We start from the raw sequence: 18243 nt of genomic DNA on the forward strand, positions 1-18243 counted from the left end.
TTCCAGAGTTCCACATTTGGTCGGCAGGCATGGCGTGTTAACCTGCCGTTCGGCCAGCAACTAATAACATATGAAGCGATTCACCCGCAAAACAATCACCGTAGGTCTATGCACACTATGCCTGGCAGCGAGTGCAGCAATGGCTCAGCGTGCCTTGGAAGAAGTCGTAGTTACCGCCCAAAAAGTAGAGCAATCGGCCCAGCAAACCCCGATTTCCCTTGTCGCTTTTCAGGCCGACGAACTGGAGACTTTAGGTATTACCAATGTCGGTGACATTCGTGCCCAAGTGCCCAACTTCGTCATAGACCAATTTCCCTCCAGTAACCAGACACTGCGTTTATTTATTCGGGGCATTGGAATAACGGATGTACAAGTCACTCAAGACCCCGCAGTAGGCGTTTACCTTGATGGCGTCTACCTCGCTCGCTCTACGGGGCTTGCTGCCGATGTGGCTGATCTCGAACGCGTGGAGGTATTGCGCGGTCCTCAGGGTACGCTTTACGGACGAAACACCACTGGTGGCGCATTAAACCTCGTCACAGAACGACCCAACCCCGAGAAAATTGCATTCGCCCAGGTTATTGGCACAGGCAAGCGTGACCGCCTGCTTTTGCGCTCCAGTCTCAATCTACCGCTTAATGCCCGACATGCGGTAAAAATAGCAGCACTGGGCAAGCGAGAAGATGGTTTCGTAGGCAACGACGGCCCCGGAGGTAATTACGGCGACATCAAGTCCGAGGGCTACCGCATTGACTGGCGCTGGCTCACGACTGAAACCCTCAGCCTGAATTACAGTTGGGACAAATCGCGTATCGAAAGTTACAACTACACGCCCCAGGCAGTCAGCCCCGGCATTCCTGCCGGAACGCCGGTGGACGCCGCAATCATCAGTTCCCAGCGCTTCGTCCCGTATGGGGAGCGCTTGTTTGAAAGGCTTGCGACCAATGCCCCACTGTTACCCACTGATACTGTCATCGAAGGCCATGCCCTGACCCTTGCGTGGACAGCACAGTCATGGACTCTCAAGTCGATTAGTGCCTATCGTGAAATGGAAGACCTGAGCTATATCGACTTTTCCAGTGGTGCCAGCGCCGAATATCGGGTCGATTTTTCCGGCATTAGCCTGGGTGAAAACAGTGCCGCTCCCCTGGATTACGAGACGGTGCGCACCCAACTCGACCAGGATCAATTCTCTCAGGAACTGCAGTTAATTGCCGATTGGCGCAATTTTGACCTGGTTGCCGGGCTTTACTATTTTAGCGAAGAGGCCAGAGAAAACTGGTTCCCCATGCATCACATATTCAGTTTCCCGTTGATAGAGACAGGAGACTCGGCGCGAGCCGTCAACATTCGCGCCGAAAACAACGTCATTGATAACACAGCAATCGCAGCCTACGGACACTTTGGCTGGAGCCCCCGGGATGCCTGGAAAGTCACCCTGGGCTGGCGCCACTCGCGAGATGAACGAAAAGTGAATCGTTTATTTCAACAAGACAATTTCGTGGATTATGGTTCCAACATCATCGGCCCATTTGAAAGCATTGATTTTAAAGCTGCTGCTGCCAAAAATTTCAGCGACAACTCTTTCAGCTTCATGATTGAGCATGACCTAGCCGAGGACACTCGTCTCTATGGCAAGCTCGCTGAAGCTTATAAAAGCGGTGGGTTTAATACCCGCGATCCCGATCCTGACTATTTTTCGCAGGGTTTCGATGAAGAAAAGAATCGCACGCTGGAGCTCGGACTAAAAGCAGAATGGCTGCAGCGAGCGCTGCGACTGAACGCCGCAATTTTCTATTCCGATGTTAAAGACATGCAACTGAACTTCTTACTACCGAACAGCATTTCCGATACCCGGGTGTTCAATACAGGCTCCGCAAAGCTATCGGGTATCGAACTGGAAGCCGTCAGCTTTCTCGGCCAAAACACGCTATTGCGCGTCAACTATGCCTATCTGCACAGTGAAATTGAAGACGTCAACGACCCTTTCACAGGTGACCCTCGTTCTTTTGGCTTTGACAACGCACCTCGCAACAGTGCCAGCGTCAACCTTGATTATCAATTACCCAGGGTGAGCTACGGCAACTGGAGCGCTAACCTCAACGCCAACTTCGTTGATGAGCGCAACACCAGCAACACGTTGCTCGCCATCGATGCATACAGCTTACTCAATGGAAGGCTCAGTTTATCGGGGGTCACTCTGCCTGTGGGAGAACTGGCATTGTCAGCATGGGTCAAAAATGCGCTTGACGAAGAATACGTCAATTTCACCATCGGCAACCTGCCTCATGCATCCAGAGCAGTACTGTGGGGTGAGCCTCGGACCTGGGGTTTCGACCTTAAATACAGCTTCTGAAATATTGACTGCGATAGCCCAACCTGTAATACCGCTAACGTTGTCAAAGTCTGGACAAAATTAGACACTACGTCTCTTTATCTGCAGATCAAAAACTTCCTATGCGTATTGCCCCCGTATTATTGCTGATCGCCATCACTATCACCTCGCCCTCCTTTGCGAAAAACAAAGCTGAAGGAGCTGCAATAACGGCTTCCCCGCCTTCGCTGAGTGCGACTCGACCCTATAAGGTGTCCGAAGACCGTGAGGATTGCACCAACTTTGATGCGCTGCGACGTCCACATTTTGGTGATACCCATGTACATACAGCATGGTCTTTTGACGCCAACTCTCAGGACACTCGCAATAAACCGGAGGATGCCTACCGTTTTGCCAAAGGCGGACGAATGGGTATCCAACCCTATGATGACAACGACCAACCGATGCGAAGTGTTCAGTTGGACCGACCACTGGATTTCACCGCAGTAACGGATCACTCAGAGTTTATGGGTGAGATGCGAATGTGCAATATCGAGGGATCACCCGGCTACTGGCACCCCATATGCATTGCACACAGACATCTTCCCCAACTTTCGTTTGGCACATTTGCCGCCTATGGTCTCGCCGGGAAGCAGCGGTGGGGGTTTTGCGGCGATGACAATGAAGAGTGCTTCGCAGCAGCGGCAGACACCTGGAAAGACGTGCAATTTGCAGCCGAGCAAGCCTACGATCGCAGCAGCGAGTGTGTTTTCACCAGTTTTGTCGGCTATGAGTGGACTGCTTCTGTAGGCAGTGGCCAAAACCTCCACCACAACGTGGTATTCAAAAACGAAACAGTCCCTGATCGGGCACTGTCATGGATAGAATCTCCGTCACAAGTCGACTTGTGGGACTATCTCGACAAGGAGTGTCTCGAGGATAACCCCGGTTGCGATGCAGTCGTTATCCCTCACAACTCGAACCTCAGTGGTGGCTTGATGTTTGAAAGTGCGCGAATTGAAGACGGCCAGATTCCCGAAAGTCCGGTCACTGCCGAGGAAGCCCGCCGTCGCGCTCGCTGGAACGCTCTGTTTGAAGTGATGCAGCATAAAGGCTCTTCTGAGTGTGATAATCGCATACCGACATGGTCTGAGGACGAATACTGTAACTTCGAAAAAATGGGTTACGACAGCTTTGGCGGCAAGAACACCGGGATTGCGGAAGGCGGTGCCATGGACTGGCTAACCTACTTTGTGGACGAAGAGCGGCTGCCGGAAACCAAGCTTCCCGATCAGACCAACTTTTTGCGCTACGCGCTGAAAAAAGGACTGCAGCAGCAGGCTGAGCTCGGCGTTAACAGTTTTAAATATGGACTTATCTCCAGCACTGATACCCATATTGCAGCGCCTGGTCTGGCAATGGAGAAAAATCACCCAGGCCACGGAGGCGCGGGTATGGGCGCCGCTGATGGAGTGCCAAAGGGGTTACCCGATGAGTTGGAATACGGTCCCGGCGGTCTCGCTGTACTCTACGCTGAAGAAAACACCCGTGACTCATTGTTCGCCGCGATGCAGCGGCGCGAGGCTTATGCCACTAGTGGTACTCGTCCGATAGTGCGGTTTTTCGGTGGCTGGGATTACCACAAAGACGCCTGTTCTGCAGCCGACATGGTGGCCCAGGGGTACGCTCACGGGGTGCCAATGGGAGCTGATCTGGCTACACCTTCCAAAGGACACACAGCGCCTCGCTTTATTGTTTCAGCCCTCGCCGACACCGGCACCGCAGACTACCCAGGAAACCCTCTACAGCGCATTCAGCTAATCAAGGGCTGGTATCAGGATGGCGAGTTGCAAGAAACCGTGTTCGATGTCGCCGGTGGTGACAACAATGCTTCAGTGGATATCAATACCTGTGAAACCAGCGGCAGCGGCCACGCCCAGCTCTGTAGCGTCTGGCAAGACAATGACTTCAATCCCGGTGCACCTGCTTTCTACTATACGCGTGTGCTGGAAAACCCCAGTTGCCGCTGGAGCCAGAGGATTTGCGCCGATGCCGGCGTCCGTTGTGAGAACCCTGCCTCCATCCCCGAGGGTATGGAGAACTGTTGCTCTGCAGACCACAACAAAGTGATTCAGGAAAGAGCCTGGAGTTCTCCGATTTGGTATATACCGCAAGCCTGAAAGCTACTGCGCCTCAGTCAGTTGGACGTCAATTACCCCCAGACTGATCAACCTCAGGATAAAGCGCGCGCCGCCATGGATAAATCAAAACCAATCCCTCGAGCGTGACCTGCCGCCTGCTCTCGCTGCTCTGGCTCTTGCGACAATACCCAGAGATTGGCACAACGAGTACCGGTGCGACAAAAAGCAAATACTGGTCGCTCTGCATCGTCAAATAAATCGGCCATTTCTTTCAGGTGTTCGCCGGGAAAGTTGATCGCCGTCACCGGAATATGATGGTACTCAAGTCCGGCCGCCACCGCCGCCTCCGCAATCTCAGCGCTACTGGGCTGCCCGCCCTCTTCCCCGTCCGGGCGATTATTGAGCAACACCTTGTATCCCGCTGCAGCAATATCAGCAACCAATTCGGCGCTTATCTGGCCGGATACGGCAAGTGTTTCTGTGAGCTTGTAGGAATTCATAGTTTTACCTCCGAGAGGCGTTATACCAGAGGGCACAGCGCCGCACCAGTAATCGCCACCTTCACTCTCCCTTAAACTGCGGCTGGCGCTTATCGCGAAAGGCCCTGGGGCCCTCCCTCGCATCCTGACTCATCATCACAGCAGCTGCTTGCTCCATTTCGTAATGGAAAGCGTCAGTCCAGGGTAGTGTATGGGTTTCAAGCGCTGTTCGTTTTATCGCTTGCAAAGCCAGGGGCGCCTGTCGGCAAACATTGTCTGCATAATGTTCGGCCCTGGCCTGCAGTTCGCCAAACGGCACGACCTCAGATACCAGGCCCATAGCCAGGGCTTCGGCGGCGTTGATGGGTTCGCCACCCAGTAAAATTCGCATCGCGTGCGCCCAGGGTAACTGCCGCGCGAGTCGCACCATGGAGCCGGCACCGGGAACAATCCCCAGCTTGGGCTCGGGAAGTGCAAACTGGGCATGATCTGCTGCAATGCGAATATCGGTGGCCTGCAACAACTCAGTGCCGCCGCCCAGTGCTCGCCCATTAATCGCAGCAATAATCGGCTTGAGCAGGGGCTCACCTTTTAACATAATTTTTTCAGGGATAGCGGGGTCTGCGAGCAAACGCTCCTCTACTGGGTTCTCTGGTTGCCTGGCCCCGGTCCAGAGGGGAATCACCTTGCCGAGATCTCCGCCACAACAAAAATCCTCTTTCCCTGCTCCCGTGAGAACAGCCACTCTGATGTCATCATCGTCGCGAACCTCCTGCCAGGCATCTGCCAGTTCCACGAAGGCGTCCCCATCGAGCATATTTTTCGCTTGTGGACGGTTTAACGTAATCCAGGCCTGCTGTCCGCGCTTTTCCAGGGTGATGGCTGTCATCTGCAGTACTCCTTATTGTCGCCACTTTCGAGCTTAAGCCAAAGCCTGCTTTCGCGTAAGGCTATCTGCGGGAAAGACTACACAGATTTATCGCTTTAAACTATGCATCAAAGCCCTGCTACTCCTTCCCAAAGCAACTTCACCCCCACGATCATCAAGAAGAAACTAATCACTTTGTAATAAAAAACAGGGTCGGATATTTTCACCAAATAATGGCCAATTCGGACGCCTACCGGAGCCAATGGAACCAGCACCAGCGCACAAACGAGATTCTCTTGACTGAACTGGCCGAGCATTGAATAGGGAACCAGCTTTATTACATTAACGACCGCAAAAAAAATGCCCGCGGTGCCTGCGTAAAGCAGTGGTTTCAATTTTTTAGGCAATAAATACAGTGTAAAAGGCGGTCCACCGGCGTGAATACTAAAGCTGGTGAAGCCGGCGAGAGTGCCAAAAAAACCAGCTGCTCCAGCATTGTGCTGAGCGGCGCTACGAGACTGGAGCCCGGTCAGTTGCTGCACGCCGAATACTAGAGAAAGCACACCGATAAGAATGCGCATGTAATCATCGTTCATGACGTCGGCAGCAAGGTATCCAATACCGATACCCACCAGGGCACCTGGCAGCAGCAGTTTAAGTGCTTGGCGATCAAACTGCCCCCAATAGGTTCTTACGACAAAGGCATCCATCACCACAAGAATTGGCAACAGGACTGCGGCAGCCTGGGTGGGCGACATCACCAGCGCCATCAGTGGTACGGACAATACAGCCACCGCACCGCCAAAGCCCCCCTTGGCGATTCCATACAGCAACACCGCAGGGACACTGACCAGATAAAACGCGGGGTCAGTTAACAATGGTTCGCTCAGCTAATCAGTCCGTACTCATTTTTGAGAACATCAATGATCTCTGCTTTGGGGTTCTGGGAAAGCGAAATAGGTTTGCCCGTGATTTTCTCTGCAATATCGGTATAAGTTGCAGAAACCTGCATCAATACTTCTTCTGGCAGTGCGTTGTCTCTGGCCAGCGCTGTACGCTCTTCCATACGCGCCTTGTTCAGCAGGATATCGGGGTCGGGAAAGTGCTTCAGCAACAATTGGCGGAAGCTCTCTTTGGAGTTTTCCACCACCTTACCGTCACGCCAGGCAGGACCATCCCAGATACGGGAGGAGTCCGGCGTACCCACCTCATCCATATATATCAGTTTTTCCTGGCCTAACTTATCGGTGACGTAGCCAAACTCGAACTTGGTATCGACAAAAACCTGGTCGAGTGTTGCAAGTCTCGCACTAATGAGATCGAAGCCGTCTTTCAGCAGTTTTTCGTAGAGATCTACATCGGTGAGATTATTGAAATGAAAGGCCTGGTAATTGGCTTCGATATTGCCGCGGGTAATGTTCACATCATCAACCGCAGGAACGCCCGGTATGCCTTCCAAAATCCCCTTGGTGGAGGGCGTAATTAGCAGCTCTGGCAATTTTTGATCTTTCTCAAGGCCATCAGAAATTTCAATACCACAGAATTCACGTTCGCCCTTGGCATAGGATCGCCACATCGAACCGGTAATGTACTGCCTGGCAATGGCCTCGATCATTACTGGACGTGCTTTTTGCACAATCCAAACCAGCGGATGTGGCACCTCCAGAATATGACTATCGGCAAGACCCTGGCTGCGAAAACTATCGAACCAGTAATTGGAGATTGCGTTGAGAGCTGCGCCTTTACCAGGCACCCCGTTCATTCCACCCTCACCGTGCCATATACATTCAAAAGCAGAAATTCGATCGGAGATCACCATAATCGCGAGCGGCGCATCGGCCGCCACGTCATAACCACGCTGTGCAATGAGGCGTGCGCTATCGGATTCATTCAGCCAGTAAACCGATCGCACCTTGCCGCTATGGACAGGCGCTCCGGTGCGAATGGGCAGGTCGTTGTTAACAGCCAGTACTTTGTTGGCAAGACTCATGTGAAGGTTCCATTAACGGGTAGTGAAATTACAGCAAGCCCAAGCTTGCCCGGCTCGAGAATTTTAGCAGAGCTGATCCTGAACGACACCTGTTCAAGAGTGCTTTCTTGGGGACTTTTGCGGCCCAGTAGGTGTAGAATGCACGGCGTTGTGAACTGCTTCTGTTGCAAGGGAAAAACCTATGAGCCAAGCCCAAACACCCTACCAATTGCTGGGCGAAGACGGTATCTGTGCACTGACAAACGCCTTTTACGACATTATGGACGAGTTACCTGAAGTGGCCAGCTTGAGAGCGATGCATGCACAAGACCTCACACCCATGAAACAAAAGCTGGCGATGTACCTCATCGGTTGGATGGGCGGACCCCCACGATACGCAGACAAGTACGGTACGGTCTGCATGACCGAGCCCCACGAGCCCTATCACATAGGCCCGGAACAACGTGACCAGTGGTTATTGTGCATGGACAAAGCACTGGAGAAGACCAATGCCAGCGAAGAGTTGGTAGAAATGCTGAAGGTTCCCATGTTCCGGATAGCAGATGCAGTACGGAACCGTGACGGAGCCAGCGCTGCCAGTTCAGATTCAAATATTATCGCCTCCCACTGAGATTTTAACATGCTCCACTCCAAATCGAGCGCGCTAGTCGCGGCTTGCTGGCTTTTGGCAAATCCGCTAATGCTAGCTGCAACAGAAATCTATCAGGAAGAAATACTGGTGTCCGCGAGCCGTTTGCCAGAAAACGCGGCGACGCTGCCGCTGTCATGGGCACGGGTGAACAAAGACGAGTTGGCACTCACCGGTCATGTCCACATTACCGAGGCAATGCAGCGTGTCGCGGGGGCCTGGATCAGCCGCGGCAATGGTCAGGAGAGTCTGCCCTCATTGCGCTCACCCGTGCTCACGGGCGCGGGCAGCTGTGGTGCGTTTTTCATGGCAGCAGATGGTATCAGCCTCAGGGCGCCCGGCTTTTGCAACATAAACCAGCTGTTTGACGCAAACACCGAACAAGCAGCAGCGATCGAAGTCATCAAGGGTCCCGCTACATCGCTTTATGGTTCCAACGCACTTCACGGGGTTATCAATATACTAAGTGCCGCACCTGCGGTAGAAAATGACCTGAGTGTCGAAGCGGGCCCCTATGACTACTATCGCGCTAAGTATGCCTACGGCAGCAGCGGCGACACCCACGGGCTTAGCCTTCGTGCCAACGCCACCACCAACGGCGGCTACAAGGACGACTCAGGCTATGATCAGCAAAAGCTGACATTCCGGCACGATTTTACGGGTACCGAGTGGGACATCAGCAGTGTTCTCAACTACAGCAACCTCAACCAGGAAACTGCCGGCTTCATAAAAGGCTACAAAGCCTACGCGGACGAAGACCTGAAACGACAAAACCCCAATCCCGAAGCCTACAGAGACGCCTGGTCTGTTCTCGCTCACAGCCGCGCCAGCCGGGAACTGGGCGACAACCACCAGCTGATCCTTACCCCGTACTTGCGTGCTAATGACATGGAGTTTCTGATGCATTTTCTGCCCTGGCAACCAGTGGAGGAAAACGGTCACAGAAGCCTGGGATTTCAAGGCGCGATCTATAGCGAACTGGGCCAGTGGCGCTGGATTAACGGCCTGGACGCGGATTACACCGATGGTTGGCTAAAGGAGGTGCAGGCAGACGGGTTTAGCCCTAACCAACCGGCGGGTGTGCACTATGACTACCAAGTCGATGCCACCATGGCGGCAGCTTTCAGCCAGTTTGAATGGGCTCTCAACAAGCTGGAGCTCAGTGCGGGCTTGCGCTATGAGTACAGCCGCTACGACTACGATAACAAAACCGGTGACGGCCCTGCCTGCGCGCCCGAAGCCACTGCCTGTCGTTTCTATCGTCCCGCCGACAGGAAAGACAATTTTAACAACTGGTCTCTCAATGCAGGTGGCAGCTACACCCTGGGAGAAAATCATCAAACCTACTTGCGTTATGCCAATGGCTTTCGCGCGCCCCAAGCCACCGAGCTCTATCGGCTACAAGCCGGCCAACAGGTCGCCGACCTGGATTCTGAAGAGCTGGATAACCTCGAAGTAGGGCTTCGCGGGGTTTTCTCAGACAAGCTGAACTACGACCTGTCTTTATTTTATATGACAAAAGACGATGTCATATTCCAGGATGCCAATCGCCAGAACATCAGTGGTGCAAGTACCAAACACCAGGGTCTGGAATTTAATCTCGGCTATCGCTTCAACGATAACTGGTACGTCAATGGCGTGGGCAGCGTTGCTCGCCACCGCTATGACAGCCGGATTAACCTGCTGGGTTCATCAGGTGACATCAAGGGTAACGATATCGACACCGCCCCGCGCCATTTTGGCAGTGCAAGACTGGGTTGGGAGTTCAACCCGGAGAGTGTGGCCGAGCTGGAATGGGTATACATGGGTTCTTACTATCTCGAACCCGACAATAAACACAGCTATGACGGACATACATTGATGAACCTGCGTGTGAGCTCGCAGTTTTCGTCGCACTGGCGGGGAACCCTGCGGCTGACCAACTTGCTCGACGAGGATTATGCTGAGCGTGCGGATTTTGGCTTCGGCGACTATCGGTACTTTGTCGGGCAGCCTCTGGGTGCCTATGTTGAAGTGGGCTACAGTTTTGGCCGCTAGCAAGTTAATCGACTGAGCGGCTACGCGTCACCGGGGCCGCGCTAGCCATCGGCAACAAAGTCCCGCGGTTAACACTAGCGAATACGAGAAATACCCACGGCATCACGCACTTTGGCCATCAAAACAGAACTATGCTCCCTGGCGCGCTCCGCGCCTTTCAGCAATTCGCTCTCAATATGCCCCGGGTCTTCCATCAGTTCATCGTAACGAACTCGCGCCGGTGCCAACTCAGCATCAATCAATTCAAACAACTGCTTTTTCGCCTCACCCCAGGCAATGCCCTCCTCAAATGCCTTACGCATGCGCGCAGTCTCGGCCGCGTCGGCAAAGGCCGCCCACACCTGGAAAACGGTAGAGTCATCTGGATCTTTGGGTTCGCCGGGCTCAAGCAAATTGGTTTTGATCTTGTTGATGTGCTTGCGTAGTTTCTTTTCCGGCAAGAACAGCGGAATAGTGTTGTTATAGCTCTTGGACATCTTGCGACCATCCAGTCCCTGCAGTACCGCAACATTGTCATCGACCGCGGCTACCGGCAGGGTAAATACTTCGGCAAAGTTGTGATTAAAGCGGCCCGCGATGTCACGGGCCATCTCCACGTGTTGAATCTGGTCACGGCCAACGGGAATACTATTGGCATTAAACATCAAAATGTCGGCAGCCATTAACACCGGGTAACTAAATAAGCCCATGGTGATCGCAAAATCAGGATCTTCACCAGCATCCTCATTAGCCTGCACCGCCGCCTTATAAGCGTGAGCCCGATTCATAAGACCTTTGGCGGCATTGCAATTGAGTACCCAGGTAAGTTCGGGAATCTCGGGAATATCGGATTGACGATAAAATAGGGCGTGGTCAGTATCCAAACCAAGGGCCAGCCAGGTTGCCGCAATTTCCTTAGTGGACTGCCGAACCAGTTCAGGCCCCTGCCCCTTGATCAAGGCATGATAATCAGCGAGGAAGAAAAACGAATCCAGCGTTGAATCTTGCGACGCCGCTATGGAAGGACGGATTGCGCCGACGTAGTTACCTAAATGAGGAGTGCCGGTAGTGGTGATACCGGTGAGCACGCGTTGCTTGGCCATGAACTTTGTCTGTCAGTGGAAAAGGCGCCAATGATACCTAGCTTGGCTGTGGCTGGCTATCCTGCAGTGATTGCAACAAGCGCAGGTAACGTGGCCGCAGCTGCTCAATGCTGTAAGCAGACATATCGATAGGCACTGAGGGCCGGGCTGCCAGTTCCAGCAGAAGTGTTATCGCGGAGTCGGCCTCCTGTTGCAGATTGTCGGGACAGGATTGATACCGGCAATGTTCGGGATACATCTCACGATAAGCCAGACGGTCTGGCACGAGGGGCATACAGCCGGCACGAACCGCCTGCATCACCGCCAAACCCTGAAATTCATGTAACGCCGTTGACAGAATAATATCGGCGCCGGCTTGCAGTGCATGGTAATCGGCGGCGGAGTCCATATAACCAAACTGAACCAGACGGTGCTCGAAATCCCGTTGGATTGCAGAAAACACCGCGGGTGAATTGCGAAACTGTTGCCCGGTAACAGCGAGCTGATAATGGAGCCCTGACGGTTCCAGGCCCTTGAGAATACGATGAAGTCCCTCGCCACCCTTATCGTGCTCAAAGCGAGCGTTCCAAAGAATGCGAAGCGCCCGCGATTTCTCTTCGGGTCGCCACGCGCTAGCCTGTGCCTCAACTACTGGCAACAGTGGCACGGGAAGCACCTCGGTTTTTTCCTCCATAGCATCAACAACACGCTCCGGCACGAAATCAGGCAGACGCGCAAACAACTGGCTACAACCCGATAGAAAGCTGTCTCTGTTGTACGCAGAATTGAAAGCCAGACGATCGGCAGCCATCGCACTGTAAATGCTCACCATTTGCGCTTCCAGCAAGCTGTGCTGCTGGCGATCCTGGGGAAACTCAAACTGGTTTTCATGAAAGTAAAGCAGACTGGGGACACTGGCCAACGCGGGCACAAGCCCCCGCAATGTCGCCAGGTCAACCATGGAAGTAGCAACCAGCAGTTGAAACCCGCTCTCTAAAACCTCCCGCTCAGACACACTCCAAAACAGGGGGTTGCCGCGCACCCTCCAACTGAAGTGCCGGGCAGGCAGCTCCAACTCTACCCATTGCCAATGGGGGAACATCTGCCGTAAGCCGAGCTGCCAGTAGCGATGGCTCTGGGCAGCATAAGCGGATAAAAGAAGAACACGCACAGCGAATCAGCGGGCGCTCAGACTGCCTCGATAATTATAGAAGCGCCTTAACACTTTGCTCAGATTATGAGCATCCGCAGTCCCCGCGAGCTCTCTTATGGAATGCATACCAAAAGTGGGCACGCCGATATCCAGAGTACGCACGCCGACCCCACCCGCAGTTATAGGGCCAATCGTACTGCCGCAGGCCATGTCGGTGCGCACTACAAAAGATTGCACCGGCACCCCCTCCTGCGCCGCCAGCATGCGATAAAGACCGGTGGTCTCAGCGTTGGATGCATACCGCTGGTTGGCGTTAATTTTGATCACCGGCCCTTTGTTGAGGACTGGCCCGTGGTTTTCATCATGTCGATCCGCATAATTTGGGTGTATGCCATGGGCATTATCCGCAGAGATCATCATCGAACGCTCTGTGAGCGCTGCATAAGCGGCCTGGTCATCGCCGGCAATCCGCTTTAGCACTGACTCAAGCAATGGCCCTTGTGCTCCCGCTGCAGACAAGCTCCCCACTTCTTCATGATCATTACAGACCAGCAACACACTGGCGGCACCGTCCCACTCTTGTAGGGCATGCAGACCGGTGTGACAGCTCAGCAGATTATCGAGACGAGCAGATGCAATAAAGTCACCCCGCAGCCCAACGATGGCGGCTGCCTGCGTATCATAAAAACAAAGCTCGTAATCCAGCACCTGCTCAACATCGCAGTCCGGATGCTCATGCAATAAACGCTGATGCAGTAACTCACGGAAGTTGCCTTTTTCACCCTCGGACATTTGACACAACACAGGGGGAATATCTTTTTGCGGATTAATGCTGCGGTTCTTGTTGGCCTCTCGATCTAGATGAATCGCCAAACTTGGAATGGTTGCTATCGCATCTCGAAAATCGATCAGCGCGGTTCTCAGTTCAGCGTTTTTACACTGAAAACTGACTCTTCCGGCCAGAGACAAATCCCGGTCGAACCAGGGATTGAGTAAAGCCCCTCCATAGACCTCTACACCCAACTGGAAGTATCCCTGGCTGGTTTTCTCAGGCGTAGGCTTAACCATAAGGCACGGGCTGTCTGTGTGCGCTCCCACCATACGCAGGCCTTCTGCCGGGCCAGCCTCTGCGCCAATACCAAAAGCAACCAGGGAGCTCCCGTTTCGGGTAAGAAAGTAACGCCCTCCTGCTTGCAACTGCCAGCTTTCATCTTCCATCAACTGCAAAAAACCTGCATCCTGCAGTTGCTTTACCATCTCAGTAACTGCGTGAAAAGGCGTGGTAGCGCGAGCAAGAAATCCGCACAGCTGGCTATTGAACTGTTGCTGATCAGACATCATTTATTCCTCTTGTGAAACGTTTTGACCCATTGCACGCATGCGGGCAAACAAACTGGAAGTATCCCATCGACCACCGCCCATAGACTGTACTTCACTATAGAAGCCGTCCACTAAGGCAGCGACCGGCAAATCGAGCCCCATCGCGTCAGCCTCAGCGAGCACCATCCCCAAATCTTTGCGCATCCAATCGACGGCAAACCCGTGCTCATATTTCCCTGCCAGCATGGTCTGATAGCGATTCTCCATTTGCCAGGATTGGGCTGCCCCCTGAGAAATCACTTCAATAACGGCAGCTGAATCCAGCCCGGCCTGCGCTGAAAACTCCAAAGCCTCCGCGAGTCCCTGCACTATGCCAGCGATACATATCTGGTTCGCCATCTTCGCCAACTGACCACTGCCAGAGGGACCCAGCAGCCGAGCGCAACGGGCATAGCAATCAATGACCGGGAACGCTCGTTCGAACACCGACTGCTCGCCCCCTACCATTACGGTAAGTGCGCCGTTCTCCGCGCCGGCCTGGCCGCCGGAAACAGGCGCATCTAAAAACCCTGAATCAACCTGAGCGGTGGCAACATACAATTCTCTGGCAAGGTCAGCCGATGCTGTAGTGTGATCGATCACAACCGTTCCCGGGGAACAAGCTGTGATGATTCCTTGCTCACCCAACATTACACTCCTGACATCGTCATCGTTACCGACACAAAGACAAACTACTTGAGCGCCGATGACTGCCTGATGTGGCGTTTCTGCTGAGTCTCCCCCATATTGTGCGACCCATTTTTGCGCCTTCTCAGCGGTCCGGTTATAAACAGTCACCTCATGTCCCGCACGCTGCAGATGCCCTGCCATAGGAAAGCCCATGACACCGAGGCCAATAAATGCAAGTTTCATAAACTCTCTCCCAGCTCAGGCCAACCAAACTGCAAACAGAATAAAGGCCAATAAAATGCGGTAGTAGACAAAGGGCATCATGCCAATACGATCGAGCAACCGAAGGAACAATGCGATACAGGCATAGGCTGTAATCGCAGATACAAGCGATGCACAGCCGATCAGCAACCAGTTTACCGGCTCTGCGCTTTGGATCAGCTCCCAGGCTTTAACTGCGCCTGATCCCGATATCACCGGAATTGATAGCAGAAACGAAAAGCGTGCCGCGTCTTTTCGACTCATGTTCAAAAGCAGTGCTGCTGTTATCGTGATCCCGGAACGTGAAACTCCCGGCACGGGCGCCAGCGCCTGCGCCACCCCAATAAACAGGGCTACGCCGAAGCTCAGCGAGCGACTACCAGCTGTAACCCTGGCACGACGATCTGCAAAGCCCAGAAGCAGACCAAATAGCAGTGTCGTCGAGGCAATGACCGGCAGATTACGAGCATGTTCCTCAACAAAACCACCGAGAAACGCCCCCGTCAATCCAACGGGAGTCGATGCGAGCAGCAAATACCACACCGTCCGACTGTCGCCATTGGACGGGGCTCCAGCCAAAGACCGAAGCCAGGCGATCGAAATCAGCCGCAAGTCCTGTCGATAATAGAAGACCACCGCCGCAAGCGTCCCAACATGAACCGCTATGTCAAATGCGAGGCCCTGGTCCGGCCATTCCAGTAGTAACGAAGGTATAACCAGGTGAGCGGAACTGGATATGGGTAAAAACTCAGTGAGTCCCTGTAAAACAGCAAGAACAAGCGCCTGGGGCCAGTCAATCATTCTTGCTTGCCCTGCTCAGCTATCTTTTTCCAATTGATTTCATCTCGTACGTACACCGGTTGCACTTGCCTCGCGGACTGTAACTCGCCTCGTTTCGCAGCCGATAAGGCAAGCGGGATGAGGTCTCTCGCTTCTGGCACCAGCTGCGAATGAGCTTCGTCGATTGCCTCGCGCACAAACTGGGTACTTTCATCCAGAAATTCACAACCGCTCCCCACCGCCGTGACCCCAGTTACGCTTTCCGGCAAGCTCAACTGAGAAGGTGCGCAAGCCTGTGCGGGCCCAAGAGCAACGGGCAGACCATTCTCGACGCGATAACAGGCGCAATAAATCTCATTAATACGCGCGTCGATAGTGCTGAGAATAATATCTCCCTCCCGAACAAGCTCCGTTCGAATCGCCGTTTGTGCCTGACAAGCCAGTGTGGATACTGGAATGGCAGGCAGCCCGCTTGCGTATGCAAGTCCTTGCACGGCACTGGCGGCAATCCGCAATCCTGTGAAAGAGCCGGGACCGGAACCGTAGGCAATAGCCTCCACTCCATGCGCTTGCAGACGCCCGTCCGCAAGCAATTCACGCAACATGCCAAACAGCCTCTGACTGTGCTGGCGAGGGGTGATTTCGTGCTGCTGTTGAAGTTCTGGTTCGCGCCACAGTGCCACGGAGCAAGCTTCCGTCGCAGTCTCGATGGCCAATATGCCTTTCATCGCTTTGTACTTGATTCCGCGGGTAGGTGTTAAACTGAATTATCACACAGCAGCCAGACAGTAAGAACCACCCGTGAGCAATTTCGTGACCAGACCACCCTTAATAAGCGGATTGATACTTGCCGGTGGTGCAGGCCGAAGGGCCGGCGGCCAAGACAAGGGGTTGCTCAATTGGCAAGGTCTACCACTGATCGACCACGTCTATCGCAGAATTGCCCCCCAGGTTAGTGAAGTGCTGATCAGTTGCAATCGCAATCGTGAACGCTACGCTGCACTATCGACAGTGACCAACGCCGACCTTCGCCCCGAATATCAGGGCCCATTAGCTGGTCTGGAGGCGGCCACCGCAGCGATTACCCATCCACTGGTAATGATTGTTCCCTGCGACACGCCTATCTTGCCTGCCAACCTTGCAAAGCATTTACTGCAAGCACTGGCACAATCACCAGAGGAATCTGTAGCCTACGCAAAAACCAGGGATGGCGGGCAATACCTTTGTGCGCTCATGCGCACAGAATGCTTGCTATCACTGCCGGCGTTTCTCGACAGTGGCCAACGCGCAGTTCGTCACTGGTATGAGCAAGTAGGTGCAGTGGCCGTTGATATGGATAACCAATCAGAGAGTTTTCTCAACATAAACGCACTGGCTTAAACCAGAGGGGCAAAAAAAAGCCCACCGACATTGCTGCCGGTGGGCTTTGTTATTCAGCTGCCACTACTTTTTCTTTGCAGCTGCTTTTTTCTTGGGAGCGGCCTTTTTCTTCGCTACCGCTTTTTTCTTGGGAGCGGCTTTTTTCTTCGCTACCGCTTTCTTCTTGGGAGCCGCTTTTTTCTTAGCTACCGCTTTTTTCTTGGGAGCCGCTTTTTTCTTAGCTACCGCTTTTTTCTTTGGTGCGGCCTTCTTGGCTTTTTTCTTGGCCGCAGGCTTTTTCTTAGTCACTGCAGATTTTACTTTCTTAGCAGCAGCCTTCGCCTTAGCCTCAGCTTTCTTTTCCGCAGCCTTGGCCTTCGCTAGCGCCTTTTTCTCTGCTGCAGCGATCTGCTTGGCTATCTTTTTCTCTAGTGCAGCCAGCTTCTTAGCATCTGATTTGGCACGATCCTTCATCCACTTTTCTGCCGCTTTCGCCAGGTGAGCCGCCTTGTCCAGTTCGGCCTTAATCGCCAACTCGGCCTTTTTAGCCAGTGCTTTCTCTTGGGCAGCAACTTTTGCAGCTTTGAGTTTCGCAGCATCTGAAGCGTCTGCTGCCCGCTTTTTCGCCACGCCTAATTTCTCACGCATTGCTTTAATCTTGGCGGAGTTTCTTTTCGATGCATTCTGCGCTGCTTTTACAGCACGCTTGTTGGCGGCCGTTGCTTTCTTAGCGGCCTGCTTGCGAGCTGCATCAATTTTTTTACGCGCAGCTGCAAGCGATTTTTTCTCTGCGTCCAATGCTTTTTGTAATTTACCCATCGCTTCATTCGCACGAGCAACTGCTGGTGAGACTTCCACTTTTTTCGGTGCCGCTTTCTTAGCCGGTGCTTTTCGGGTTGCAGCTTTTTTTGCAGCGGGACGTTTCTTAGCAGGCGCCTTTTTGCGTGAAGCCGGCGCCTTCTTCGCAGTAGTTTTCTTCTTTGCCTTTGCCATTACGTTTATCTCCAGAGTTAATAGTCAGGTAACGCGCCTCAAAAATAGCAACAAAGGTCAACGCTTACAACCATAGTTGACAACAAAAAGATCGTTTAAATCAAGGACCTGCGAAGAAAAAAGCCTTGTGAAAAATTTTTAAAAAAAGAAAAGCAACGCGCTACCTCTTAAAAATCACTGTATTTATAGT

At 53.2% G+C, this 18243-nt stretch carries 16 protein-coding genes; 5 read left to right on the plus strand and 11 right to left on the minus strand.

What is annotated here, in order from left to right:
* Positions 1-70 precede the first annotated feature (70 nt).
* Together EYC87_RS12395 and EYC87_RS12400 are read left to right on the plus strand one after the other, a co-directional pair.
* Positions 71-2356, plus strand: coding sequence for a TonB-dependent receptor (locus tag EYC87_RS12395; protein ID WP_279253159.1), 2286 nt, complete (start codon positions 71-73; stop codon positions 2354-2356).
* 101 nt (positions 2357-2457) lie between these two features.
* On the plus strand, positions 2458-4494 hold the full coding sequence (locus EYC87_RS12400) for a DUF3604 domain-containing protein (protein WP_279253160.1): 2037 nt from the start codon (positions 2458-2460) through the stop codon (positions 4492-4494).
* Between the two features lie 53 nt (positions 4495-4547).
* Here the strand turns inward: EYC87_RS12400 and EYC87_RS12405 are convergent, their stop codons facing one another.
* The 4 genes from EYC87_RS12405 to EYC87_RS12420 form a co-directional block, all read right to left on the minus strand.
* Entirely contained in the window at positions 4548-4955 is a 408-nt protein-coding gene (locus EYC87_RS12405; protein ID WP_279253161.1) for a protein tyrosine phosphatase family protein, read from the minus strand.
* A gap of 61 nt (positions 4956-5016) precedes the next feature.
* Entirely contained in the window at positions 5017-5823 is an 807-nt protein-coding gene (locus tag EYC87_RS12410; protein ID WP_279253162.1) for an enoyl-CoA hydratase-related protein, read from the minus strand.
* A 107-nt stretch (positions 5824-5930) separates the two neighbouring features.
* Positions 5931-6680 carry a sulfite exporter TauE/SafE family protein gene (locus EYC87_RS12415; protein WP_279253163.1) on the minus strand — a complete coding sequence of 250 codons (750 nt, stop codon included), beginning with the start codon at positions 6678-6680 and terminating at the stop codon, positions 5931-5933.
* An 8-nt stretch (positions 6681-6688) separates the two neighbouring features.
* Positions 6689-7792, minus strand: a complete 1104-nt coding sequence (locus EYC87_RS12420) for a phosphoribosylaminoimidazolesuccinocarboxamide synthase (RefSeq protein ID WP_279253164.1) — start codon at positions 7790-7792, stop codon at positions 6689-6691.
* Between the two features lie 181 nt (positions 7793-7973).
* Between EYC87_RS12420 and EYC87_RS12425 the strand changes: the two genes are divergently transcribed.
* Together EYC87_RS12425 and EYC87_RS12430 are read left to right on the plus strand one after the other, a co-directional pair.
* Positions 7974-8402: a group II truncated hemoglobin gene (locus EYC87_RS12425; protein ID WP_279253165.1), complete on the plus strand. Its 429-nt coding sequence runs from the start codon at positions 7974-7976 to the stop codon at positions 8400-8402.
* Positions 8403-8471: 69 nt separating this feature from the next.
* Positions 8472-10457, plus strand: a complete 1986-nt coding sequence (locus tag EYC87_RS12430) for a TonB-dependent receptor (protein WP_279253166.1) — start codon at positions 8472-8474, stop codon at positions 10455-10457.
* A 74-nt stretch (positions 10458-10531) separates the two neighbouring features.
* Here EYC87_RS12430 and trpS read toward each other — a convergent pair whose 3' ends face one another.
* Genes trpS through tsaB form a run of 6 tightly spaced genes read right to left on the minus strand, consistent with a single transcriptional unit; the run spans position 10532 to position 16429 of the window.
* Positions 10532-11539: a tryptophan--tRNA ligase gene (gene trpS, locus EYC87_RS12435; protein WP_279253167.1), complete on the minus strand. Its 1008-nt coding sequence runs from the start codon at positions 11537-11539 to the stop codon at positions 10532-10534.
* Between the two features lie 37 nt (positions 11540-11576).
* Complete coding sequence (locus EYC87_RS12440) at positions 11577-12689, minus strand: tRNA-queuosine alpha-mannosyltransferase domain-containing protein (protein WP_279253168.1); 1113 nt, start codon at positions 12687-12689, stop codon at positions 11577-11579.
* Between the two features lie 6 nt (positions 12690-12695).
* On the minus strand, positions 12696-14012 hold the full coding sequence (locus EYC87_RS12445) for a M18 family aminopeptidase (RefSeq protein WP_279253169.1): 1317 nt from the start codon (positions 14010-14012) through the stop codon (positions 12696-12698).
* Positions 14013-14903, minus strand: coding sequence for an NAD(P)-dependent oxidoreductase (locus EYC87_RS12450; RefSeq protein WP_279253170.1), 891 nt, complete (start codon positions 14901-14903; stop codon positions 14013-14015).
* Between the two features lie 15 nt (positions 14904-14918).
* Positions 14919-15719, minus strand: a complete 801-nt coding sequence (locus EYC87_RS12455; RefSeq protein WP_423243979.1) for an undecaprenyl-diphosphate phosphatase — start codon at positions 15717-15719, stop codon at positions 14919-14921.
* Positions 15719-16429 carry a tRNA (adenosine(37)-N6)-threonylcarbamoyltransferase complex dimerization subunit type 1 TsaB gene (gene tsaB / locus EYC87_RS12460; protein ID WP_279253172.1) on the minus strand — a complete coding sequence of 237 codons (711 nt, stop codon included), beginning with the start codon at positions 16427-16429 and terminating at the stop codon, positions 15719-15721. Before tsaB ends, EYC87_RS12455 begins: the two co-directional genes overlap by 1 nt.
* 85 nt (positions 16430-16514) lie before the next feature.
* Here tsaB and mobA point away from each other — a divergent pair, with 85 nt between their 5' ends.
* A complete protein-coding gene (gene mobA, locus EYC87_RS12465; RefSeq protein WP_279253173.1) occupies positions 16515-17081 on the plus strand; it encodes a molybdenum cofactor guanylyltransferase MobA in 567 nt (188 codons plus the stop codon).
* Positions 17082-17144: 63 nt separating this feature from the next.
* On the opposite strand, the gene EYC87_RS12470 is transcribed toward mobA, so the two are convergent.
* Complete coding sequence (locus tag EYC87_RS12470) at positions 17145-18053, minus strand: hypothetical protein (protein ID WP_279253174.1); 909 nt, start codon at positions 18051-18053, stop codon at positions 17145-17147.
* Positions 18054-18243: the final 190 nt, after the last annotated feature.

Origin of the sequence: Candidatus Seongchinamella marina (genome assembly GCF_026262685.1) — a bacterium.
Lineage (GTDB): Bacteria > Pseudomonadota > Gammaproteobacteria > Pseudomonadales > Halieaceae > Halioglobus > Halioglobus marinus.

Bases quoted from the DNA above. Each gene is read 5' to 3' on its own strand.
- tsaB (WP_279253172.1), bottom strand. From the start codon at position 16,429: ATGAAAGGCATATTGGCCATCGAGACTGCGACGGAAGCTTGCTCCGTG.
- EYC87_RS12470 (WP_279253174.1), bottom strand. From the start codon at position 18,053: ATGGCAAAGGCAAAGAAGAAAACTACTGCGAAGAAGGCGCCGGCTTCA.
- EYC87_RS12425 (WP_279253165.1), top strand. From the start codon at position 7,974: ATGAGCCAAGCCCAAACACCCTACCAATTGCTGGGCGAAGACGGTATC.
- EYC87_RS12445 (WP_279253169.1), bottom strand. From the start codon at position 14,012: ATGATGTCTGATCAGCAACAGTTCAATAGCCAGCTGTGCGGATTTCTT.
- EYC87_RS12450 (WP_279253170.1), bottom strand. From the start codon at position 14,903: ATGAAACTTGCATTTATTGGCCTCGGTGTCATGGGCTTTCCTATGGCA.
- EYC87_RS12410 (WP_279253162.1), bottom strand. From the start codon at position 5,823: ATGACAGCCATCACCCTGGAAAAGCGCGGACAGCAGGCCTGGATTACG.
- EYC87_RS12430 (WP_279253166.1), top strand. From the start codon at position 8,472: ATGCTAGCTGCAACAGAAATCTATCAGGAAGAAATACTGGTGTCCGCG.
- EYC87_RS12395 (WP_279253159.1), top strand. From the start codon at position 71: ATGAAGCGATTCACCCGCAAAACAATCACCGTAGGTCTATGCACACTA.
- EYC87_RS12405 (WP_279253161.1), bottom strand. From the start codon at position 4,955: ATGAATTCCTACAAGCTCACAGAAACACTTGCCGTATCCGGCCAGATA.
- trpS (WP_279253167.1), bottom strand. From the start codon at position 11,539: ATGGCCAAGCAACGCGTGCTCACCGGTATCACCACTACCGGCACTCCT.
- EYC87_RS12400 (WP_279253160.1), top strand. From the start codon at position 2,458: ATGCGTATTGCCCCCGTATTATTGCTGATCGCCATCACTATCACCTCG.
- EYC87_RS12420 (WP_279253164.1), bottom strand. From the start codon at position 7,792: ATGAGTCTTGCCAACAAAGTACTGGCTGTTAACAACGACCTGCCCATT.